We start from the raw sequence: 20,481 nt of genomic DNA, 5'->3' as shown, positions 1-20,481 counted from the left end.
TCTCAGCGACCCAAGACCGTCTGAACCCGGTCCGCCGCGCATACCGGATCCTCGTGTTCCCAAATCCGCACCACCTGCCAGCCCGCAGCGACCAACGCCGCATCGGTGGCCCGGTCGCGCGCGACATTGCCCGCCAGTTTCTCCGCCCACCAATCCGCGTTGTTCTTCGGGTCGGTCGCATGGACCGGGCAGCGATGCCAGAAACAACCGTCCACATACACCGCGACCCGGCGCCGCGGGAACACCAGATCGGCGCGCCGCCGCTGACCACGGATCGGGGCCCGATCCACGAAGTAGCGGATACCGCGCCGGTGCAGTTCGCGCCGCAAGGCCAATTCCGGCGCGGTATGCGCCCGCCGCTGCCGTGACATCCGCGCGCTGGTCACCGGATCGGTGGCCGGGCGGCGGCTGCTGCGGGCGGGGTCGCCGGTCATGCCGCCGAGCCACCCATCCGCACCAGATGCGCCTGCACATCGTCGAGGAAACCGGCCGGGAAACGCAGAGTCCCCATCCCGGTCCGGCGCAGGAAACCGGCCGTGGCCCGCGCCGACAGCAACCGGGTATCGCTGAGAAAGAACCGCAGGTCCTCATAGGGTTCGTGGACCGGCCACGGCGACAACGGCACCTCGAAGACCTGCCCGGAATGTCCCCACGCCGCCCCGGGCCACGGGCTTCCGGGCGGTAGCGGAATATGCCCGGGGATCGGTTCACCCGGAATCCGCAGCCGAGAGCCCACCCACGATGCCATCCGTACACTCACCGCATTACCCACCAGCCGCCAACGCTGACCGGGCCGGAAACCGGGCACCGCCAGCGCCGGTTCCGTCCAGCCGGGATCGAACCCCTGGAGTCGTTCGCCGTCGGTGATACCCGGCGTGACGATTTCCCCGGACGGCAACCGCACCGCCGGCGCGCTCGGAATACCCAGCCCGGACCCGCCCTTGAGTGTCGGCACGGCGTTGACCACCCAGCCCAGGCCGCGCACACCCTCGGTCCAGTAGAAACCGCACGGGTCGCTCTCGATGCAACCCAGCAGTCGCGGCCCGGCGTCGTCGGCGAACAGTACGGTGCGCGGGTCCTCGGTCCGTGAGGCCAACATGAGCACCCGGTTACGCCGCTGCGGCAAGCCGAACGCCCGCGCATCCACCACCCGGTAGGCCCAGGTATAGCCGAGTTCATCGAGAGCATCGGTGATATGGCGCATGGCCGCACCGCGACCGAGTTGCAGCATGAACGGCACGTTCTCGATCAGCAACCAGCGCGGCCCGCGTTTACGCCGGACCAGGCGGAACACGTGGTCGACCAGACTGGATTTGGTTCCGGTGATCCCGGCGGTGCGCCCGGCCTGGGACAGGTCCTGGCACGGGAATCCCGCTGCCACCAGTTCGGTTTCCGGTGGTAATGCCCGCAACCGGGTGATATCGGTGTGGAGTTCGGCATCGGGAAAACGTGCCCCCAGTACCGCCCGCGCACCGGGATCGATCTCGCACAGCAGTGTGCTGTGCCAGCCGTGCGCCGCCAGCCCGAGCTCCAGCCCTCCGATCCCGGCGAAAAGCCCCACCATCCGCGCGCCCGTCACGAGGTCCTCTCTCCATCCGGTCCGGCTCCCGAAGCGAGATTACTCCGCGCGTCCGGCGGGTCCGCCGCGTCCGGGTGAGCGCCGGCACATCGGCCGGCCGAACCGCGGTGACCGGTACGAACGATACGGCCCGCGTCCGCGAGTCGATCATCACCACCCGAGATCCATTCCGCGGCAATACCATCGAAAGCGCAGGTCAGAGCATATAAATCGGCGCCTTCCGGTGCCCCGGTGCACACCGTCGGGTCTGGCAGTATGGGCGCCATGAGGTATCGCGTCGGCCTGGCCACCGTCGTATCGGGCGCCGTCGCCCTGTGCGGGGCTGTCGCGCCGGGCGCAGCGCAGGCAGACCCCGACGGGCTGCACACCGCGCCCGCTCAGCCCGGTACCGGCTCGGCCGAGGATCCCGGACCGGTCGAACGCCCGGAGGCGGTCCGGGCGCCGCGGGCCGCCATCGTGGGCGTCCAGCCGGTGCACGAACGCCTGATGCGGGTATTCGTCGATTCACCGGCCATGCACCGCACGGTGCAGGTCCTGGTCCTGCTCCCGGCCGACCGCAGCACACCCCGCCCCACCATCTACATGCTCGACGGCCGCAGCACCCAGATCGACAGCAACAACTGGCTCGACCGCGGCGGCGCCGCCCAGTTCTACGCCGACAAACCGGTGAACGTCGTGTTCACCGTCGGCGGCCCCGCCAGTTTCTACACCGACTGGCAGCGCCCGGACCCGGTACTGGGAATCAACAAATGGGAGACATTTCTCACCGAGGAACTCCCCCCACTACTCGACGCCGAATTCGCCGGCAACGGCCGTAATGCCGTGGTCGGAACCTCCATGGGTGCCGAAGGGGCCATGATGCTGGCCATCCGGAAACCCGAACTCTATTCCGCCGTCGGCGCCCACAGCGGCTGCTTCTCCACCGGCACCGACCTGGGCCAGGCGCAGGCCCGCATGGTGGTCACGACCTTCAAAGGCAACCCCGAGAACATGTTCGGCGCCCCCGACGACCCGGCCTGGCTGGCCCATGATGTCACCCTGCACGCGGAAGCCCTGCGCGGTAAGAAGCTCTACCTCTCCGCCGGCAGCGGACGGCCGGGTGTCCACGATGTACTGACCAACCCCGAGACCCCGGTGAGCGTGCTGATGGGCGGCCCACTGGAGGCCGCCACCGATTTCTGCACCCGCCGGCTGGCTCAGCGTCTCGATACCCTCGATATCGACTACACCGCCCACTTCCGCCCGCAAGGCACCCATTCCTGGCCGTACTGGGCCGACGAACTGGTCACCTCCTGGCCCACCATCTCCGAGGGCCTCGGCATCGCCTGAACCGCCCCTTACCACTCGGCGCGGCCAACGACTGATGCGCTACACCAGTCGCCCGGTTGCCGTCAGGCGCCCGCGAAGCGCGCGACCGTTTCCGCAGCCGTGGCGAATCGCAGGAACAGATCGTTCTCATGCGGGTCGCCCGCGGTGACCCGCACGCCATCGCCCGCGAACGGCCGGATCAGCACCCCTGCCTCCGCGCTCGCCTCGGCGAATTCGGTCGTCGCCGCGCCCAGGTCGATCCAGACGAAATTCGCTTCGCTCGGCGGCACCCGGTAGCCCGCGGCCAGCAGGCCCGCGCGCATCCGTTCCCGTTCGGCGATCACCGCGTCGGTGCGGTCCAGCAGTTCGTGCCGGGCCTCCAGCGATGCCATGGCCGCCGCCTGCGCCACCCGGCTCACGCTGAACGGGATATGCACCTTCAGCAGTGCGGCGATCACCTCCGGTGTGCCGACTGCGTACCCGACCCGCAAACCGGCCAATCCGTAAGCTTTCGAGAAGGTGCGCAGCACAACGACGTTCGGCCGTGTCCGGCCCAGTTCCACACCGTCGGGGTGATCGCCGGGAATGCGCAGGTACTCGTAGTACGCCTCGTCCAGCGCCACCAGCACATCGGCGGGCACCCGGTCCAGGAAACGGGCCAGCTCCGCCGCGCCGACCGCGGTACCGGTCGGGTTGTTCGGATTGCAGACGAACACCAGCCGGGTCCGGTCGGTGATCGCGGCAGCCAGGGCGTCCAGATCGTGCACATGGTCGTGCAGCGGCACCGTCACCGCGGTCGCGTTACCGACCTGGGTGATGATCGGGTACGCCTCGAACGAGCGCCACGCGAAGAGCACTTCGTCGGACGGATCCCCGCAGGTGATCTGTACCAGCTCCTGGCACAGCGCCACGCTCCCGCAGCCGACCGCGATATTGACCGGCGTGACGCCGAGAAATTCGGCGAGCGCTGCTCGTAGTTCGCCGGATTGATTGTCCGGATAGCGGTTGGCCAGCTCCACCGCCTCGGCGACGGCCTTGCTCGCGGCAGGCAGCGGACCGACGGTCGTTTCGTTGCTCGCCAGTTTGACCGCGCCGGGATGGCTGCGGCCGGGAACGTACGCCGGAATGGAATCGAGGTCCGGCCGGATGTGCGCGGTCACGTATCGAGCTTAGTTCCGATCTCGATCGTGCCACGTTCGGGCTGTTCACCTGCCAGTTCTTCCCGCTCCGCGGATATCGCCCTACGCTGGGAACATGTCGGGCACTTATGACGATATTGCGCCCCTGCGGCGCCACGAGCCGGAAACCACCGGACCCGGTCAGGAGCCGACAGCGGCCGCCACGACGCCCGCTACCGACGAGCACGTACCCATCACGGTGATCGAACCGGAAGGCTATGCCCGTGGCGGAATCGTGCTGCTCCACGAATCCCGCGAGTTCACCGGATCGTTGCTGGAGTTCATGCGCGCCCTCGCCGGCGAAGGCTGGCTGGTGGTCGCACCGAACCTCTTCCACCGGGCCACCGCCTCGTCGGCCGGGGTCTACGGCGACGAACTGTTCGAGGATTTCGACGCCTGCTTCGATTGGCTCACCAATCGCGGGGTCTTCCCCGACTGCATCGGCGCCCTCGGTTTCGATACCGCCGGCACCGCGGCGTTCCTGGTGGCGACCAACCGGCCGATCGGCGCCGCGATCAGCGTGGCCGCCCGCGGTATCACCGCACCCCTGACCGACCAGGCCGAAGCCCTCGTCACCGCCGCCCCCCGGCTACAGGCCCCGTGGCTCGGCCTGTTCGGCGCGGAATCGACCACTCCCACCGACGATGTAGACCATCTCCGCGACGCCACCGCCCGCGCCGCAGTCGCAAGTCTGGTGGTGACCTACCCGGGCCTGTTGCACCGCGCCGACCATCCCGGCGACGACGATGACGCCGACGAACTCATCGACTCGCAAACCCGCATTTTCGACTGGTTCGACAGCCACCTACGCTGACCAACCAGCCGTTTTGCAGTTTCGCACCAAGCTCGGGTAACCTTTCGGCTCGGCGGTTCGAAAGGACCGGTGCCCTCGAAGAGAAGGCTCCAGGAGGCGTGCCAGAGCGGCCGAATGGGACTCACTGCTAATGAGTTGTCCCTTCACGGGGACCGGAGGTTCAAATCCTCTCGCCTCCGCCACACCCGGTTACCGGGTGACAACTGAATAACGCGTATGCGCCCGTAGCTCAACGGATAGAGCATCTGACTACGGATCAGAAGGTTAGGGGTTCGAATCCCTTCGGGCGCACTCCACTCGATGACAGGCCCATGCCCACCTACGGCGTGGGCCTGGTCTCGTTTCGTCGTATTTTGTGGGGGGCGCAGCCCCCACACCCCACCCGGCGGGGCTTCGCCCCCCGGACCCCCCCATGCGGTTGGTTGCGCTGGGTGGGGACCGTTGCGACGGCGGCGCGGCACTGTGGCCGATGCTGGTCGGGCCCCACCGGGTGCCCGGACGCAAAATGGTCCAGTCCAGGCCGCGGCTGCGCAGCGTCCGTTCGGACGCGGATGGTCCCCATCCCTGGAGCACGACAATCCCCCATCTGCACAAGCTGATGTGCAATCTGAGCTGAGCCACCCCCACCAGGCGTCACGACGACGGCGCCTTTCGACGGTAGCGCGGAATTCTTACGACCGGTCGACATGCCGAGCTCTCCCACAGCACCGTGGCGGCCCCCGACACGGGCGGTTTCGAGCACAGGCGATATGCCGTGCGCCAGAGGTCATCGCCGAACGAACTCGCGGACGACCGACCCGGGAAGGTCTTGCCGCAGCTCAAAATGGAAGTTACTCTCAAAAAACAGTGACTACCAATAAAGAGAGGCTGTCATGTCGGCCCTGCTCTATCGGATCGGGCGGTTCAGTTATCGCGCTCGACGACTCGTTCTCCTGTCCTGGGTCCTCCTCGTTGCCGTCCTAGGGGTGGGCGCCGCCACTCTGGCCGCGCCCTCCGCGACGACCTTCAACCTGCCCGGTACGCAATCCCAGGAAGCTTTCGATCTGCTCGAGGAACGGTTCGCCGATCTTCCGCTCGACGGCGGGTCGGCCCAGATCGTGTTCGTCGCCGAGAACGGCTCGGTGACCGATCTCGACCAGCGACAGAAAATCGATGACGTGGTCCGGGCGGCAGCCGGGGCACCCGAGGTCGCCGCCGTAACAGGCCCCTTCCAGAACGGGCTGATCTCGGCGGACCAGCGGATCGCCGTCGCCGAGGTGACCTATGCGGTCTCCTTCGAAACGGTGCGCGATTCGAGCCGTCAGGAGCTGATGCAACTGGTCGAGCAGAGCGGTTCGGCCGAACTGCGCATGGCGGTGGGCGGCGACGTGATGGAGCTGATGCCGGATGTGAGCAAAGAGCTCCTCGGACTGCTCGTGGCCGCCGTCGTTCTGGTGATAACCCTCGGATCGCTGGCTGCCGCGGGAATGTCGTTGATCGCCGGGATCACCGGTGTCATGGTCGGCCTCCTGGGCATCCTCACGGCGACCGCGTTCCTGGACCTCGGTGTCACCACTCCGATCCTGGCGCTCATGCTCGGACTCGCCGTCGGTATCGACTACGCGTTGTTCATCGTCTCCCGCTATACCGACGAACTATCCCGGAACCCCGACCCGGAGGACGCCATCGGCCGGGCGGTGGCCACGGCGGGGTCCGCTGTGTTCTTCGCCGGGATGACCGTGGTTATCGCGTTGGCCGGACTGAGCGTGGTCGGTATCGGGCTGCTCACCGAAATGGGTCTCGCCGCGGCCGTGACCGTGGCCGTCGCGGTACTGGTGGCGGTCACGCTGCTGCCGGCGCTCCTCGGGTTCGCCGGACGCCGGGTACTTCGGCGCGGGCGGCGCGGGCAGTTCACCGAGGCTGCCACGGAAGCCGCGGTCGGCCGCACCCTGGCATCACGTTGGGCATCGCTGACCACGCGGCGCCCGGTGACAACCCTGATCGTCGCGCTCCTCGGACTCGGCGTCCTGACCCTTCCGGCACTGGACCTGCGTCTCGGCGTCCCGGACCAGGGGACCTACCCGGAACACACCACCCAGCGCCAGGCCTACGACGCGATCTCCGAAGGTTTCGGTCCGGGATTCAACGGGCCGCTGCTGGTCGTCGTCGACCTGGCCGGCGCGGCGCATCCCACCGACACCGCACAGCGGGTCCATACGGAATTGGCCGGGACCGAAGGGGTGACCATGGCCGCGCCGCCGGAGTTCAACCCGGCCGGCGATACCGCGATCATCGGCGTCATCCCGCGGGGCGGTCCGGACAGCGAGGAAACCGAGCAGCTGGTGCAACTGCTGCGCGGCAGCGTCACCGACACCGTGGAAGGGTTCGGTGCCCGGATCGCCGTCACCGGAACCGCGGCCATCATCATCGATTTCAGCGACCGGATGGCCGATGCGCTGCTGACCTATCTCCTGGTGGTTATCGGCCTGTCGTTCGTACTGCTGATGACCGTGTTCCGCTCGGTTGTCGTACCGCTCAAGGCGACAGTGGGTTTCCTGCTCAGCCTGGGCGCGACCTTCGGCGTCATGGTGGCCGTATTCCAGTGGGGCTGGTTGGAATGGCTGGGTATCCACACCACCGACGTCGTGGTGAGCATGCTGCCGATCTTCATCATCGGTGTGGTGTTCGGGCTCGCCATGGATTACGAGGTGTTCCTGGTGACCCGGATGCGGGAGGAGTATGTGCACGGCGCCTCGGCGACCACGTCGATCCGGTCCGGTTTCGGGCACGGGGCGCGCGTGGTTTCCGCTGCCGCGATCATCATGGTGAGCGTGTTCGCCGGCTTCGCTTCCGGCGATGCGAGCGATATCGTGCAAATCGGTGTGGCGCTGGCGGCCGCGGTCGCGGTGGATGCCTTCGTGGTGCGGATGACCATTGTCCCGGCCGTTCTCGCGCTGGTCGGGGACAAGGCGTGGTGGCTGCCGAAATGGCTGGACCGGATCCTGCCGGACCTGGACGTCGAGGGCCGCAATCTCGGCGGCGGACCCGAGCCGGATACCACGGAGGAACTCGCCCCTTCGTTTGGCCGACCGGTCGAGGGTTCGGCAAAATGATCCTATGAGTACCGGCGGCCTGCGAGAACTGAAGAAGAAGCGCACGCGCGAAGCCATCCAGGATCACGCATTGCGCCTCTATCGGGAGCAGGGGTACGCAAACACCACGCTGGAGGAAGTGGCGGCTGCCGCGGAGGTCTCGCCGAGCACGCTGTTCCGCTACTTCCCCACCAAGCCGGATACGGTGCTGTTCGACCGCGTCGACCCCATCTTCCTGGAGAAGTTTCTCGCCGCGCCCGCCGAACTCTCGCCGCTGCAGGCTGCACGTAACGCCATTCTCGGTGTCCTGAACAGCACGGACGTCGATATGGCAGCACTGGAAACCATGCGGATGAAACTCATCGCCACCGTGCCGGAGTTACGCGCAGCCGTGGTCACGAAGATCGAGACGGATATGCCGCCGTTCATCGAGGCTTTCGCTCAACGCATCGGCCGGCAGCCCGATGATCCACTGGTTCGGTACTGGACCGGCGCCGTCGCGGGTGTGGCGGTGATGGCCTATCTGCGTGCGGTGGACTACGACGAGGACATCTACGTCGTAGTCAACGAGGCACTCGAGTTCCTGGAGAACGGTATGCCTCTCTGACACAGCAGAACCGCCACCCGGAACCCGGGTGGCGGTTCCGGTGGCACAGCGCCCGCTGGGAGCTACCGGAAGGCGCTGCCCTGTTCGCGGTCGAGTGCCGTCTCGCTCTTGTTCTTCAAGGCGAAGAGATACACGAGCAGTGACGCGAAGACGACGACGGTCACGTAGACGATGAACAAGGTCACATGCCCCCCGTTCTTCGCGGCTTGGTAGATCATCGGCGCGGTACCACCGAACGCCGAATTCGCCAGCGCGTACCCGACACCCACGCCCAGAGCCCGGATATGTGACGGGAACAGTTCGGCTTTGACGATGGCGTTGATGGAGGTGTAACCGGTGAGGATGATGTAGCCGATCCCGGTCACCAGCAGGGTCGCCGCGATCGAGGTCGCGTCCTGGAGGTAGGTGATGAGGAACCAGGTGTAGGCGACACCGCCGACGCCGAAGAACACCAGCACCGGTTTGCGGCCGACCTTATCGCTGATCATCCCGCCGACCGGCTGCAAGAGCATGAGGAAGATCAATCCCGTCAGGTTGATCCAGGTGGCCGTCATCCCCCGGTCCCCGAACGCGGTCTTGATCATGGCGGGCGCGTTCACGCTGTAGACGTAGAAGGCGAGGGTGCCGCCCATGGTCACCAGGAAGCACAGCAGCAGCGGACGCCAATGGTTGCCGACCAGCTCCCGCAGCGATCCCGATTCGGAATCTTCACCCCGCTGAACGGCTTCGAGCTGCTCGGTGCTGAGCGATTCGTCCATACTGCGGCGCAGCCAGAACACGACCACCGCGGCGATACCGCCGATGAAGAACGCGATACGCCAGCCGTAATCGGAGATCTCCTGCTTGTCCATGAACAGTTGCAGCACCAGCAGGGTGAGCTGGGCGAGCACATGACCACCGACGAGGGTCACGTATTGGAAGGAGGAGAAGAAACCGCGGCGTTCCCGGGTGGCGGCCTCGGACATGTAGGTCGCCGAGGTGCCGTATTCGCCGCCGGTCGCGAATCCCTGCACAAGCCGGCACAGGATCAGGATCGCGGCGGCACCCACACCGATCACCTCCCGGCCCGGCACCAGCGCGATCACCAGCGAACACGCCGCCATGAGCGAAACGCTGAAGGTGAGTGCCGCGCGCCGGCCGTACCGGTCGGCGTAGCGGCCGAAGAACCACGACCCCACCGGCCGCATGAGGAAGGTGACGGCGAAGATCGCGTACACGTAGACGGTGGAATTCTTATCCGCCGAATCGAAGAAATGGCTTTCGAAGTACGAGGCGAACACCGTGTAGACGTAGACGTCGTACCACTCGACCAGATTGCCGGACGAGCCGCGCAGTGTGTTCCAGACGGCGCGGCGGGTCGCCGCGCGCGAAGAGGCCGGTCCGCCGGAGCCGGCCGGGTCCGCGGTAGTGGTTTCGGACATTCGCGTTACCTCCCGTTCGCCAGTGCGCGCCGGCGTGCTGCCCGCGCCGCTGCATGCTCAGTGTGTAGGTAGGAGCGGGGATTCGGAGGCGACTGCGGAATTTGCGGGCGGCATCGGAGGCCGTCGAAAACTCAGCCGCGCATCGCCGCTCGCATGGTCGCCACGACTCCACCGTCGACGAGCAGGTCGGTCCCGGTGATGAAGCTACTGGCGGGGTCGAGCAGGAAAGCGGCTGCGGCGGCGATATCTTCGGCGGTGCCGACGCGACCGGTCGGCGAGCTGTCGACCATCTGCCGCATCCGCGCGCCCGATTCACCGGCCAATTCGTCCTGACCCATCGCGGTGGAGATCACGCCCGGGCTGATCGAATTCACCCGCGCCCCGGCCCGGCCCCACGCACCGGCCGCCGCTTGCACACGAATAATGGCTCCACGCTTGGCGACCGGGTAGGCGTGCATCGGGTTCAGCCCGGCTGCCGCGTTCAGGAACGGTAGATCGGCGAGTTCCGCGGTCGGTGTCGCAGCCAGAGCAGCCTCCTGTTCGGCGGTCAGCTGCGCCATATGCCCGGCCATACTGGCGATCACGACACCGGCCCCGCCGGGGGCCATCCGCGGTGCGAATTCGTCCAGCACATAGGCCACCCCGCACAGGTCGACCCGCACGATCACCTCGGTGGAAGCGTGCACCGGAGAAACCCCTGCCGTATGCACCAGGTGCCGGATCGGCCCCGCCTCGGCGGCCGCGGCGGCGAGCGCTGCCACCGACTCCGAATCCCCGGCATCTACCTGCCGGGTGCTCACCTCGAATCCCTGCTCGGTGAACTGCGCGGCCGTCTCGGCCAGTAGGCGTTCGTCGAAATCGGCCAGCAGCAGATGCCGGCCGCTACCGATCCGCGCGGCGATGGCACGCCCCATTCCTCCGGCACCGACGACGACGCTGACTTCGCTGCTCATACCGATTCCTTCCAAAACTGTTTCGGGGCCGTAGCTCACGGCAATTCGTGGCGTGCGGTACAGGATCAGCCGGTGACCATGGGGACCACGTAGGTGCGGGCGAATTCGCCGAGTTGTTCGTCGGACTCCAGCGGGACCAGGCCGGAGGGGCAGAGGATGAACGAATGCACCACTCGGCACACCAGTTCCGCGCGAGTGAGCAGGTCGGCCGGTTCGACGAGCAGGCCGGAGTCCGCGGCGCGGCACAGGGCGGTGTGGGCGGCGGCGACCGACATCGCGAATACCGGACCACCCTCGATGGTGAGTTTTTCCAGGATTCGCTCCGGTTCCACGTCGAGCATGCGCCGGACGAGAACGTGTTCGCGCCATCGGGTGATGATGGTGACGAAAATATCGGCGATCATATCGTCGAGGCGTTGGTGGCGGGTGGAGATCGCATCGACCTCGGTGAGTACCGCGGCCACCTCGCGACTGACCACGGCCTGGACCACATCGTCGCGTGAGCCGACGCGGCGGTAGATGGTGACGCGGTCGACTCCGGCCTGGCGGGCGATGTCTTCGATGGTGGTCTTCTTGACCCCGAACTCGCCGAATCTGATCAACGCCGCGTCCAGAATGCGGGCTTCGATACCGTCTTGCAGCCCTGGGGACGATGTGTACGCGGCGGACATGGGTTAACGCTAGCAAGAGCGCCGTCGGCGCAAACACCTATCGGCCAGGACGCAAACGCCTATCCTGCACTCGCAATATTGCAACATTGCCATTAATTATGTTGCCGTGTAGATTCGCCGAATGGTGCAGACCACCCAAGCAGCCGCTTGTTTCTCGCTGGTGTACCTTCCGCCCCGACTATCGGGGCACAGCTGATGGGCACCCAGGCGCCGGCTCGCGGCCTACAGATGATCGGCGCGGCAGTGGATGCCTGCCGATCGATATTCGTGACGCATCGGCCGACAACGGTGCTGCCGCGGTCGAAAATGCTCTGGCACAGCGGCTTCAACCGCCGGCTCGTCGTTGCCGCCATCCAGCGGGAAACAGCCGATGTGGTCGCCGTTGTCCTGGTCGACCCTGAGGGAGATCCCTTACCGGCCTGGCTTCCCGGGGCCCACCTCGATCTCTTCCTCCCCTCCGGCCGGCAGCGGCAATACTCGCTGTGCGGGAATCCACGCGACCGCTCCGCCTACCGGATCGCCGTACGGCTCATGCCGCACGGTAACGGCGGCTCGATCGAAATCCACGAAAACCTCCGCAGCGGCGATGTTCTCCGCGTTCACGGCCCCCGCCACACCTACCCGTTCGTCGACGCCGACAACTACCTCTTCATTGCCGGCGGTATGGGCATCACCGCGCTTCTGCCGATGGCACGGGCGGCGGGGCGGCGGGGCACACTGATCTACACCGGCCGCTCCGCCGACTCCATGCCGTTCCGAGACCAGTTTCCCGACGCCGAGATCCGGCCCGACGACGAATTCGGCAGCCCGGATATGGCCGAACTACTCGCCCGCGCACACCCGGGTACCGCCGTCTACGTCTGCGGCCCTCTACCGATGCAGGAAACCGCGGCCCGCGTCCTGCCCCGGGTGAACCCCACATGTTCCCTACATCTCGAGCGCCATCAGGCGCCGCGAGCCCACCGAGCGATAACGGCGGACCTCACCGAAGCATGAAAAAACCTCTGACCCGGTTTCCCGGATCAGAGGTTGTGGCGGTGGCGGAGGGATTTGAACCCTCGGAGGGGGGTTACCCCTCACACGCTTTCGAGGCGTGCTCCTTAGGCCGCTCGGACACGCCACCGCCCGTCACAATACCGGACCGGTTGCCGATCCTCTAAATCGGGCCTCGACCTGCGCTTACGTCCCGGCTCGACGCTGGGAGCGAAAGAACGCATCGAGGACCGCCGCGCATTCGCCCTCCAGGATCCCCCCACGGACCTGGGGGCGATGGTTGAGACGGCGGTCGCGGACCACATCCCACAGCGACCCCACCGCACCCGTCTTGGGTTCCCACGCGCCGAACAGCAGCCGATCCACCCGTGCCGCGACCAACGCGCCGGCGCACATCGTGCACGGTTCGAGAGTCACCGCCAGGGTCGTTCCGGTGAGCCGCCAGCCGTCACCGTGAACCGCCGCGGCCCGGCGCAGCGCCAGTACCTCGGCGTGCGCGGTGGGGTCGCCGGTGGCTTCGCGCGCGTTGGCGGCGCGGGCCAGTTCGCGGCCCGCGCTGTCGAACACCACCGCGCCGACCGGTACGTCACGCGGATCGGCGGTGCCGGCGACGGCCAGCGCCGCCCGCACCATATCGGCGTCGGAGAGCGGGCCGCTCACCTCAACGTGGCAGTTTGTCGAGCACCGCGGAGAACTCCGAGGCGAACCCGAGCCGTTCGGCGATCATCGAGAGCTGCTCGTCCGGGTAGAGGTCGGTTTCGGCGAGGATCACACTGAATACCGGTTCGGGGAGACCCAGATCGGCCAGAATGCCGAGGTCACCTTCCTCCCACGGCTCGGTATCGTCCAGATCGTCGGGGTCGATATCGGGGATCTCGATATGCAGTTTCTCCAGGACATCGGCCGCGATGTCGTAGTCGATCGCCGCGGTCGCGTCCGACACCAGCAGCTGTGTGCCGCTGGGAGCCGGTCGGACCACGATGAAGAACTCGTCGTCGACGTCCAGGAGTCCGAAAACCGCACCGGATGAGCGGAGTGCTTTGAGCTCGTTCTCCGCGGCGGACAGTGTGGTGAGCGCGGCCGTGGTCAGCGGACTGCATTTCCATGTACCGTCTTCCCGGACAACGGCCACCGCGAACCCCTCGACGTCGTCGTAATCGTCCGACGTCGCCCTGTTCGTGCCCGAGCGCTGTGCTGCCATGGGCGCAACGGTAGTCGGCTGGAGCCCGTTAGATGAACTCGTATGCGAATCTGTTCCGGTGACGGCTGACAACCATACGGCGCTCTGTGTTCTCGGGACGGGTTTGATCGGCGGATCGCTGCTGCGTGCAGCGGCCGCGGCGGGCTACACCGGCTGGGGATACAACCGATCGGCGCCGGGCGTGGCGGCCGCCCAGGAAGCAGGTTTCGACGTCTCCGGTGACCTCCCGGCGGTACTGGGCCGCGCCGCCGAAACCGATGCCCTGATCGTGGTGGCCGTGCCGATGCCGGCGGTCAATCCGATGCTGGACGCGATCGCGCAGTACGCGCCGCAGTGCCCCCTCACGGATGTGGTGAGTGTGAAATCCCCGGTCGCGGCCGCGGTGCGCCGGTACGGCCTGCAAGAACGCTATGTGGGCGGGCATCCGATGGCAGGCACCGCCGAATCGGGTTGGCAGGCCACCGATCCCGGCCTGTTCCGGGGCGCCGCCTGGGCGGTGGGCGTCGATCCGGGTACCGACCCGTACGCCTGGACCCGGGTCACGCGGCTGGCTCTGGACTGCGGGTCGGTGGTGGTCCCGGTGACGGCCTCGGAGCACGACCGCGCCGTCGCACGGATCTCGCATCTGCCGCATGTGCTGGCCGAAGCGCTGGCGGTGGCCGGGGCACGCGGCGGCGATCTCGCACTGGGGCTGGCGGCGGGTTCCTTCCGCGACGGCACCCGGGTCGCGGCAACCGCGCCCGGCCTGGTGCGCGCGATCTGCGAACCGAACTCCGACGCGCTGCTCGCGGTACTCGACGAAACACTCACCGCCCTCACCGAAGCCCGGGAGGCGCTGAGCGCGCAGACCTCACTCGACGAGCTCACCGCCGCCGGGCACGCGGCGCGGCAACGTTACGAATCCGCGCAACGCTGGGAAATCACCGATACCGAGCCGGGTGCGCCGGGCTGGCTGGAGAAGCTGCGGGACGCCGGCCGGACGGGCGGCGTGATCACCCGCCTCGGCACCGGGGCGGAGCCGAATTGACCCGCCGTTCGGCGAGACGCGTCGGCACCCGGCCGAGTCAGAGCCGAGCGATCAGATCCGCTCGGCCAAACCCGGATAGTCCAGGACGAAACCGTCCGGATCGACGGTGAGTGTCGCACTGGACACCGGCGAAAGCACACTGATCCCGTCGCCCGCGCTGCTGTAGGTGAGATCGGCTTCCTGCACCGTCAGATCCGGCAGCCCCACATAGACCACGGGAACCTGGACATCCTCCATCGCGTGCTGCAGACCGAAACGCCGGATCGGCAGCGTATTGAAGAACGGGCTCAGCACCACATCGGCATCCAGCGCCCCACCGAACGTCGATCGGACATGGGCGCCGGTGGCGTCGATGAGCCAATAGTTCTCCTCGTCGCGCGCGATCGACGCATGCCGTTCCCCGGCCGCGGTCGTACTTCGCAGCGACAGCCGTCTGGTGGCCCCGTTCTCGTCGGTGACCAGGTCATAGGAGGCGCTGAACGCGGGATGCTCCCCGCAACCCCCACCGATGATGCGGCCGCCGGCCCGGATCCGGTTGCCGTTGAGGGTTACGCGTACCGATTCCATCCGGGTGGAGTCGTGGGAGCGCCAGGTGAGCACAGCGGGCCACCGCACCGGCTCCGGCACGGAGCCCGGACCAGGGGTTTCGTCGCTCGTTTCTGTCACGGGTCCCACCGTACGCAACCGACCACCCAACTATGCTGATGCGCACGCTGAGCCGGGATCGTTCTCATCACCATGGCTGGTCCGTGGCGTCGCCGCCGGTCACTTCCTGATCGATAAGCGAATCCGCCGTTGCACGCCCTTCGGCGTAGTCGATGCGTGGCAGGTGGGCGGACGTGCGGGCGAGTTCGGCGACCGGCACGAAGCGTCGCCGGGTTACCGGCGTCAACTCAGCGACCGGATTTCCTTTCTGGGTGATCACGAAGCTCTCGCCGCGTTCGACCGCGGCGAGGATCTCGTCGCTGCCGTGGCGGAGCTCGCGCTGCCGGATCCTTCGCATATCGCCAGCGTAGGCAGAGGTGGAGGGAATTGACCGACGACAGGGAAATGGTCACACTTATGACTATGAAACTTGCGGAGGCTAAGGCGACCCTTTCCGAGGTCGTTGGCCGGGTTCGGAACCAGCATGAACGCGTGACCATCACGGTGCGCGGTGAGCCGGCCGCGGTGCTCGTCGCCGTCGAGGATCTCGAATCTCTCGAGGAGACGATCGCAGTGCTCTCCGACCCGGAAACCGTCGCGCGACTGGTCGCCTCGGATGCCGAGTTGGCGCGCGGTGAAACCGTCACAGCCGATGAATTGGCGACGGCCATGGCCAATCGCCGGGCCATGACGCGCCACAGTGCATGACCGAATACACGCTGGAGACGACCCCGACCGTCCGCCGGATGCTGACCGAGAAGCTGAGCGAAGCAGTGGCCACCGCGGCTTTCGAGTTCATGACCGGCCCTCTGCTCGAGAATCCGTATCGCGTCGGCAAGCGGCTACAGCCGCCGTTGGACGACCGATTCTCGGCACGCCGCGGAACATATCGACTGCTTTATCGCGTCGATGACAAGCGGATGGTGGTCACCGTCGTCGACGTCAACCATCGTCGCGACATCTACCGAACATGACCGGCAGCCCGCGGTGCGTCCGAGACGCACCGCGGTCGCATGGACGGCGAAAGCGGAGACGGAGGGATTTGAACCCCCGGTCGCTCTCACGACTCTCGCTTTCAAGGCGAGTGCATTCGGCCGCTCTGCCACGTCTCCAGGGCCTCGATGTTAACCGATACCCCCGGCCGGAACCGAAATCCGGCGGGCACTCCCCGACGGGACCGATCCCCGGGTTCAGCGGGGGACGGCGAGCAGGTCCCGGGTGATTCCGGCGAGGTCGGCGCAGCCGGACAGGCCCATGGCGGAATCGAAATCGGCGAGCAGCAAACGCAGCGCGTGCCGGACTCCGGGTGCCCCGGCGATACCGAGGGCATAGGCCCAGGGGCGGCCGTAGCAGACGGCTTTCGCGCCGAGGGCGAGCGCGGTGAGGATATCGGAACCGGTCCGGATACCGGAGTCGAAGAGCACATCGGCGCGGTCGCCGACGGCCGCGACGATCGGGCCCAGCGCATCGAGTGCGGCGATCGAGTTGTCGATCTGGCGGCCACCGTGGTTGCTCACCAAGACCCCGTCCGCGCCGGCGTCCACGACCAGGCGGGCGTCGTCGGGGTGCAGGACGCCCTTCACCGCGATCGGCAGTTCGGTCCAGTCGCGCAGTTTGGCCAGGTCGGCGGGCCGCAGGGTGTGGTTACCGAACAGACCCACCCAGGTGAGGATCGCCATCCGCATGGCGTCCTCGCTCTCCTCGGGCGGGGCGGGCAGCTTGGCGCGGAAAACCGGGTCCGACAGGTAGTTCGCGATGCCCTTGCCCAGCAGGAACGGCAGATGAGCGAGCTCGAGGTCGCGTGGGCGCCAGCCGAGCGACGGCGTATCCACGGTGACCACGATCGCCCGCGCACCGGCCCGCTCGGCCCGTTGGACGAACGACCGGGCCAGCTCGTCGTCGGCCGGCCAGTACAGCTGGTACCACCAGTCCCGCGCCACCTCACCGACTTCCTCGATGGTCGACGAGGACGCCGTGGACAGCACACTGCCCACCCCGAGTTCCTGCGCGACCCCCGCCACCACTACCTCGCCTTTTTCGTGCAGCAACTCCAGCACCCCGACCGGCGCGGTGAGCACCGGCGCGGCGAGTTTCGTGCCCAGGACCTCGACGGCGGTATCCCGTGCGCCCGGGCCACTGGTACCGCGCAGCATGCGCGGCACCAGCCGGAACCGTTCGAACGCAGCCAGATTCGCGGCGGCAGTGCGTTCACTGGACGCGCTGCCGGCCACGTAGGCGAAGGCGCGCGCGTCGAGCAACTCCCGGGCCCGGCTCTCGAACCCGCCCGCCGTCATCGGCAGTTCGGGAACCGCCCCGCCCATCCCCTGAAGGTAGATTTCGTTCTGGAAGTCGATGAAGCTGCTCACGCACGCACACGCTAGCCCCGCCGAGCAGATCCAGGGCGGATATGGGCTAGGACCTACAAGCCGTATCCCGCGTCCACGGCGGGTACCGGTGCGGGTTCCGCGACGGTCTGCCCACGGAGTGGACGCGGTCCCGGACTTCACCCGGACAAGAACCGTCGACTGTCGGTGCCGGCTGCGTCACTGTTATCGGTTCGACCTCGCTGTGGATGCTGACAGCACCGCCATGCGGACCACGCCGCCCGAGCCGTCGTACCACCGCGGTGAATGACTCGCCAACAGGTACGCGGGCGCCTATTCGGTGATCGCTGTTGCACTATGGGGCGATGCGCGCGATCAATTTGAACGGTTTCGGTGGGCCCGAGGTGATGGAGTGGTCGGACGCACCCGACCCGGTAGCCGGGCACGGTGAGGTGCTGATCGAGGTGGCGGCGGCCGGGGTGAACCGGGCCGACCTGCTGCAGCGCCGCGGTTTCTACGCGCCGCCGGCCGGGACGACACCGGTCCCCGGGCTGGAATGCTCCGGTGTCATCGCACAGGTCGGCGATGGTGTCCGCGAATGGTCGGTGGGCGACCGGGTGTGTGCGCTGCTCTCCGGCGGCGGCTACGCCGAGAAGGTCGTGGTGCCCGCCGGTCAGGTGCTACCGGTGCCGGACGGCCTGGACCTCGCGGCGGCGGCCGGGTTGCCCGAGGTGGCCGCGACGGTCTGGTCGAATCTGGTGATGACCGCCGGTCTGCACTCCGGCCAGCTACTGCTGGTGCACGGCGGGGGCAGCGGTATCGGCACGCACGCCATCCAGGTGGCGCGGCAGCTGGGCGCCCGGGTCGCGGTGACCGCGGGCTCGGCGGCCAAACTCGAACGCTGCGCGGAACTCGGGGCGAACGTTCTGATCAACTACCGCGAGCACGATTTCGTGGAGCTGATCCGCGCCGAACACGGCCTGGGCGGGCCGGGCGCCGATATCATCCTCGACAATATGGGCGCCGCGTATCTGGGCCGCAATGTCGAGGCGCTGGCCCTGGACGGCCAGGTCGTGGTCATCGGAATGCAGGGTGGGGTGAACGCCGACCTGAACCTGGGTGCACTGATGGCCAAAAGGGGCACCGTCCGCGCGATCAAACTGCGCGACCGCCCGGCCACCGGACGCGGCAGCAAGGCCGACATCATCGCCGAGGTGCGCGCCCATGTCTGGCCACTGCTGGAGCAGGGGGAGATCGTCCCGGTGATCCACGCCGAAGTGCCGGTGGCCGACGCGGGACGCGCGCACGAAATGCTCGACGAACACGAGACATTCGGCAAGGTGATTCTGCGGGTCGGTAGCTGATCCACCGGCGCCGCGGACCTCAGCCGAGGGATTCGAGCGCCCGCCCGAACAGGTCGATCTCGCGCCGGGTGGTGTACGGCGCGAGACCGATCGTCACCGCACCGCCTTCGTCGTTGACGCCCAGCGCGTCCAGCAACCGGCTGCCGCCGTGCGCGCCGGCGAGCACGGCGATCCGTTTATCGGCCAGTTCGGCCGCGATCTTCTCCGCCTGCATACCGTCGACAGTGAAGCTGACCGTCGGGATACGAGTGGACGCCCGGCCGATCACGGTGAGACCGCTGATCTTGTCCAGGGTGCTCATCAGATGGTCGAACAGCTGGTCGTGGTAGTCCTGCAGGGAGGTCACCGAGATCTCGAGCCGTTCCCGCCGAGTCCCCTCGGCGCGTTCGTCCAGCCCGGCCAGATAATCGATCGAGGTGGTGAGCCCGGCCAGCAACGCGTACTGGTGCCCGCCCACCTCCAGCCGTTCGGGACCCTTCGCGTACGGGTTCAACGCCATGGACGGGATCCGGTCCAGGAACGCCGGATCCCGGAAGACCAGCGCACCGACCTGCGGGCCACCCCAGCTCGGACCGCTCAGCGCGACCACATCGGCGTTCAGGTCTTCGATATCGATCATCGCGTACGGCGCCGCACCGACCGCATCGGCGACCAGCAGCCCGCCCACCTCGTGCACCCGTTCCGCGGCGACCCGCACCGACGGCGCCGACCCCACGATCGGGGAAGCCGCTGTCAGCGCGACCAGCCGCGCGGTGGGTCCGATGAGTTCCTCGAACTGCCAGGCCGGCATTTCACAGGTCTCGATCTCCACCTCGGCCCAGCGCACATGCGCGCCGTACCGGTTGGCGATACGCAGCCACGGCGCGACATTCGCCTCGTCGTCGAGGCGCGACAGCACGATCCCGGTACCCAGTCCCAGCCGGGAGCTCAGTGATTCGGACAGCCAGGACAGCAGAACCGCGCGGTCGGGCCCCAGTACGACGCCGCTCGGGTCGGCGCCGACGAGATCGGCGACGGCCACCCGGGCGTCGTGCAGGATTTCCGCGCTGCGTTTGGCGGCACCGTGCCGGCCGATATGGGTGAAAGACGACGAGCGGAATCCGGTCGACACCGCGCGGGAGACAGAATCCGGAACAAGCATGCCCGACTGCGGAGCCAAGTTGATCCAGCCGTCGGCCAGGGCGGGGATCAGTCCCCGGACCCGCGCGACGTCGTAAGTCATGCAGGCCACTTTAAGGCCAGGGGCCTCCGCCCGGTAACCCTGGTCCGGCCCAGTGCGGGGACTTGCCGCGGACGGCAGGGCCGACTCGGCGCGGACGGCGGGG

The 20,481-nt window shown here is 67.4% G+C and carries 21 protein-coding genes and 4 tRNA genes; 11 read left to right on the top strand and 14 right to left on the bottom strand.

Going from position 1 to position 20,481, the window contains the following annotated elements; all coding sequences use genetic code 11:
• Positions 1–2 precede the first annotated feature (2 nt).
• Together ON22_RS00920 and ON22_RS00915 are read right to left on the bottom strand one after the other, a co-directional pair.
• A complete protein-coding gene (locus tag ON22_RS00920) occupies positions 3–434 on the bottom strand; it encodes a very short patch repair endonuclease (RefSeq protein WP_033243875.1) in 432 nt (143 codons plus the stop codon).
• Positions 431–1,564, bottom strand: a complete 1,134-nt coding sequence (locus tag ON22_RS00915) for a DNA cytosine methyltransferase (RefSeq protein WP_033243874.1) — start codon at positions 1,562–1,564, stop codon at positions 431–433. The genes ON22_RS00920 and ON22_RS00915 overlap by 4 nt, the downstream gene beginning before the upstream one ends.
• A gap of 279 nt (positions 1,565–1,843) precedes the next feature.
• On the opposite strand from ON22_RS00915, the gene ON22_RS00910 reads away from it, so the two are divergent.
• The gene (locus ON22_RS00910) at positions 1,844–2,908 is read left to right on the top strand and encodes an alpha/beta hydrolase (protein ID WP_081595245.1); all 1,065 of its coding nucleotides are present in this window, start codon (positions 1,844–1,846) and stop codon (positions 2,906–2,908) included.
• 62 nt (positions 2,909–2,970) lie between these two features.
• Here ON22_RS00910 and hisC read toward each other — a convergent pair whose 3' ends face one another.
• Positions 2,971–4,047, bottom strand: a complete 1,077-nt coding sequence (gene hisC, locus ON22_RS00905; RefSeq protein ID WP_033243872.1) for a histidinol-phosphate transaminase — start codon at positions 4,045–4,047, stop codon at positions 2,971–2,973.
• A gap of 94 nt (positions 4,048–4,141) precedes the next feature.
• Between hisC and ON22_RS00900 the strand changes: the two genes are divergently transcribed.
• From ON22_RS00900 to ON22_RS00880, 5 genes are all read left to right on the top strand, one after another.
• Positions 4,142–4,879 carry a dienelactone hydrolase family protein gene (locus ON22_RS00900; protein ID WP_033243871.1) on the top strand — a complete coding sequence of 246 codons (738 nt, stop codon included), beginning with the start codon at positions 4,142–4,144 and terminating at the stop codon, positions 4,877–4,879.
• Positions 4,880–4,971: 92 nt separating this feature from the next.
• Positions 4,972–5,061, top strand: a tRNA-Ser gene (locus ON22_RS00895).
• A 36-nt stretch (positions 5,062–5,097) separates the two neighbouring features.
• Positions 5,098–5,170: transfer RNA gene (locus ON22_RS00890), tRNA-Arg, on the top strand.
• A gap of 581 nt (positions 5,171–5,751) precedes the next feature.
• Positions 5,752–7,971 (top strand): MMPL family transporter, encoded by a 2,220-nt coding sequence (locus tag ON22_RS00885; protein ID WP_033243870.1) that lies wholly within the window; start codon positions 5,752–5,754, stop codon positions 7,969–7,971.
• Positions 7,972–7,975: 4 nt separating this feature from the next.
• A complete protein-coding gene (locus ON22_RS00880) occupies positions 7,976–8,557 on the top strand; it encodes a TetR/AcrR family transcriptional regulator (protein WP_033243869.1) in 582 nt (193 codons plus the stop codon).
• Positions 8,558–8,619: 62 nt separating this feature from the next.
• Here the strand turns inward: ON22_RS00880 and ON22_RS00875 are convergent, their stop codons facing one another.
• The 3 genes from ON22_RS00875 to ON22_RS00865 form a co-directional block, all read right to left on the bottom strand.
• Positions 8,620–9,978 (bottom strand): MFS transporter, encoded by a 1,359-nt coding sequence (locus ON22_RS00875; protein WP_033243868.1) that lies wholly within the window; start codon positions 9,976–9,978, stop codon positions 8,620–8,622.
• 131 nt (positions 9,979–10,109) lie between these two features.
• On the bottom strand, positions 10,110–10,931 hold the full coding sequence (locus ON22_RS00870) for an SDR family oxidoreductase (RefSeq protein WP_033244460.1): 822 nt from the start codon (positions 10,929–10,931) through the stop codon (positions 10,110–10,112).
• A 65-nt stretch (positions 10,932–10,996) separates the two neighbouring features.
• Entirely contained in the window at positions 10,997–11,602 is a 606-nt protein-coding gene (locus ON22_RS00865) for a TetR/AcrR family transcriptional regulator (protein WP_033243867.1), read from the bottom strand.
• Positions 11,603–11,797: 195 nt separating this feature from the next.
• On the opposite strand from ON22_RS00865, the gene ON22_RS00860 reads away from it, so the two are divergent.
• Entirely contained in the window at positions 11,798–12,598 is an 801-nt protein-coding gene (locus ON22_RS00860) for a ferredoxin reductase (protein WP_051157022.1), read from the top strand.
• Positions 12,599–12,634: 36 nt separating this feature from the next.
• Here ON22_RS00860 and ON22_RS00855 read toward each other — a convergent pair.
• The 3 genes from ON22_RS00855 to ON22_RS00845 all read right to left on the bottom strand — a co-directional run bounded on the left by ON22_RS00855 (position 12,635) and on the right by ON22_RS00845 (position 13,796).
• Positions 12,635–12,725: transfer RNA gene (locus ON22_RS00855), tRNA-Ser, on the bottom strand.
• Between the two features lie 56 nt (positions 12,726–12,781).
• Complete coding sequence (locus ON22_RS00850) at positions 12,782–13,228, bottom strand: nucleoside deaminase (RefSeq protein WP_174375535.1); 447 nt, start codon at positions 13,226–13,228, stop codon at positions 12,782–12,784.
• A 28-nt stretch (positions 13,229–13,256) separates the two neighbouring features.
• Positions 13,257–13,796: a tRNA adenosine deaminase-associated protein gene (locus tag ON22_RS00845; RefSeq protein WP_033243865.1), complete on the bottom strand. Its 540-nt coding sequence runs from the start codon at positions 13,794–13,796 to the stop codon at positions 13,257–13,259.
• 58 nt (positions 13,797–13,854) lie between these two features.
• Here ON22_RS00845 and ON22_RS00840 point away from each other — a divergent pair, with 58 nt between their 5' ends.
• Positions 13,855–14,823 carry a prephenate dehydrogenase gene (locus tag ON22_RS00840; RefSeq protein WP_033244458.1) on the top strand — a complete coding sequence of 323 codons (969 nt, stop codon included), beginning with the start codon at positions 13,855–13,857 and terminating at the stop codon, positions 14,821–14,823.
• A gap of 51 nt (positions 14,824–14,874) precedes the next feature.
• On the opposite strand, the gene ON22_RS00835 is transcribed toward ON22_RS00840, so the two are convergent.
• Complete coding sequence (locus ON22_RS00835) at positions 14,875–15,489, bottom strand: putative glycolipid-binding domain-containing protein (protein WP_255218503.1); 615 nt, start codon at positions 15,487–15,489, stop codon at positions 14,875–14,877.
• Positions 15,490–15,556: 67 nt separating this feature from the next.
• Complete coding sequence (locus ON22_RS00830; RefSeq protein ID WP_033243863.1) at positions 15,557–15,826, bottom strand: type II toxin-antitoxin system Phd/YefM family antitoxin; 270 nt, start codon at positions 15,824–15,826, stop codon at positions 15,557–15,559.
• 29 nt (positions 15,827–15,855) lie between these two features.
• On the opposite strand from ON22_RS00830, the gene ON22_RS00825 reads away from it, so the two are divergent.
• On the top strand, positions 15,856–16,176 hold the full coding sequence (locus tag ON22_RS00825; RefSeq protein ID WP_231508531.1) for a type II toxin-antitoxin system Phd/YefM family antitoxin: 321 nt from the start codon (positions 15,856–15,858) through the stop codon (positions 16,174–16,176).
• Complete coding sequence (locus ON22_RS00820) at positions 16,173–16,442, top strand: type II toxin-antitoxin system RelE family toxin (RefSeq protein WP_033243861.1); 270 nt, start codon at positions 16,173–16,175, stop codon at positions 16,440–16,442. The genes ON22_RS00825 and ON22_RS00820 overlap by 4 nt, the downstream gene beginning before the upstream one ends.
• Positions 16,443–16,495: 53 nt before the next feature.
• Here the strand turns inward: ON22_RS00820 and ON22_RS00815 are convergent.
• Together ON22_RS00815 and ON22_RS00810 are read right to left on the bottom strand one after the other, a co-directional pair.
• Positions 16,496–16,580, bottom strand: a tRNA-Ser gene (locus tag ON22_RS00815).
• Positions 16,581–16,658: 78 nt separating this feature from the next.
• Positions 16,659–17,834, bottom strand: a complete 1,176-nt coding sequence (locus ON22_RS00810; protein WP_033243860.1) for an alpha-hydroxy-acid oxidizing protein — start codon at positions 17,832–17,834, stop codon at positions 16,659–16,661.
• A 323-nt stretch (positions 17,835–18,157) separates the two neighbouring features.
• Between ON22_RS00810 and ON22_RS00805 the strand changes: the two genes are divergently transcribed.
• A complete protein-coding gene (locus ON22_RS00805) occupies positions 18,158–19,156 on the top strand; it encodes an NAD(P)H-quinone oxidoreductase (protein ID WP_033243859.1) in 999 nt (332 codons plus the stop codon).
• Between the two features lie 19 nt (positions 19,157–19,175).
• Here the strand turns inward: ON22_RS00805 and ON22_RS00800 are convergent, their stop codons facing one another.
• Positions 19,176–20,378 (bottom strand): cysteine desulfurase-like protein, encoded by a 1,203-nt coding sequence (locus tag ON22_RS00800; RefSeq protein WP_033243858.1) that lies wholly within the window; start codon positions 20,376–20,378, stop codon positions 19,176–19,178.
• Positions 20,379–20,481: the final 103 nt, after the last annotated feature.

This window comes from Nocardia carnea NBRC 14403 (assembly GCF_000308515.1).
GTDB lineage: Bacteria > Actinomycetota > Actinomycetes > Mycobacteriales > Mycobacteriaceae > Nocardia > Nocardia carnea.
The sequence above is the reverse complement of the archived record's forward strand: the minus strand, read 5'-3'. Positions and strand labels throughout refer to the sequence as shown.

What these genes read in the sequence shown, in the direction of transcription:
- ON22_RS00860 (WP_051157022.1), top strand. Translation starts at nt 11,798, where the DNA reads ATGGGCACCCAGGCGCCGGCTCGCGGCCTACAGATGATCGGCGCGGCA.
- ON22_RS00920 (WP_033243875.1), bottom strand. Translation starts at nt 434, where the DNA reads ATGACCGGCGACCCCGCCCGCAGCAGCCGCCGCCCGGCCACCGATCCG.
- ON22_RS00805 (WP_033243859.1), top strand. Translation starts at nt 18,158, where the DNA reads ATGCGCGCGATCAATTTGAACGGTTTCGGTGGGCCCGAGGTGATGGAG.
- ON22_RS00915 (WP_033243874.1), bottom strand. Translation starts at nt 1,564, where the DNA reads ATGGTGGGGCTTTTCGCCGGGATCGGAGGGCTGGAGCTCGGGCTGGCG.
- ON22_RS00820 (WP_033243861.1), top strand. Translation starts at nt 16,173, where the DNA reads ATGACCGAATACACGCTGGAGACGACCCCGACCGTCCGCCGGATGCTG.
- ON22_RS00870 (WP_033244460.1), bottom strand. Translation starts at nt 10,931, where the DNA reads ATGAGCAGCGAAGTCAGCGTCGTCGTCGGTGCCGGAGGAATGGGGCGT.
- ON22_RS00800 (WP_033243858.1), bottom strand. Translation starts at nt 20,378, where the DNA reads ATGACTTACGACGTCGCGCGGGTCCGGGGACTGATCCCCGCCCTGGCC.
- ON22_RS00845 (WP_033243865.1), bottom strand. Translation starts at nt 13,796, where the DNA reads ATGGCAGCACAGCGCTCGGGCACGAACAGGGCGACGTCGGACGATTAC.
- ON22_RS00865 (WP_033243867.1), bottom strand. Translation starts at nt 11,602, where the DNA reads ATGTCCGCCGCGTACACATCGTCCCCAGGGCTGCAAGACGGTATCGAA.
- ON22_RS00830 (WP_033243863.1), bottom strand. Translation starts at nt 15,826, where the DNA reads ATGCGAAGGATCCGGCAGCGCGAGCTCCGCCACGGCAGCGACGAGATC.
- ON22_RS00875 (WP_033243868.1), bottom strand. Translation starts at nt 9,978, where the DNA reads ATGTCCGAAACCACTACCGCGGACCCGGCCGGCTCCGGCGGACCGGCC.
- ON22_RS00850 (WP_174375535.1), bottom strand. Translation starts at nt 13,228, where the DNA reads ATGGTGCGGGCGGCGCTGGCCGTCGCCGGCACCGCCGATCCGCGTGAC.
- ON22_RS00880 (WP_033243869.1), top strand. Translation starts at nt 7,976, where the DNA reads ATGAGTACCGGCGGCCTGCGAGAACTGAAGAAGAAGCGCACGCGCGAA.
- ON22_RS00900 (WP_033243871.1), top strand. Translation starts at nt 4,142, where the DNA reads ATGTCGGGCACTTATGACGATATTGCGCCCCTGCGGCGCCACGAGCCG.
- ON22_RS00910 (WP_081595245.1), top strand. Translation starts at nt 1,844, where the DNA reads ATGAGGTATCGCGTCGGCCTGGCCACCGTCGTATCGGGCGCCGTCGCC.
- ON22_RS00885 (WP_033243870.1), top strand. Translation starts at nt 5,752, where the DNA reads ATGTCGGCCCTGCTCTATCGGATCGGGCGGTTCAGTTATCGCGCTCGA.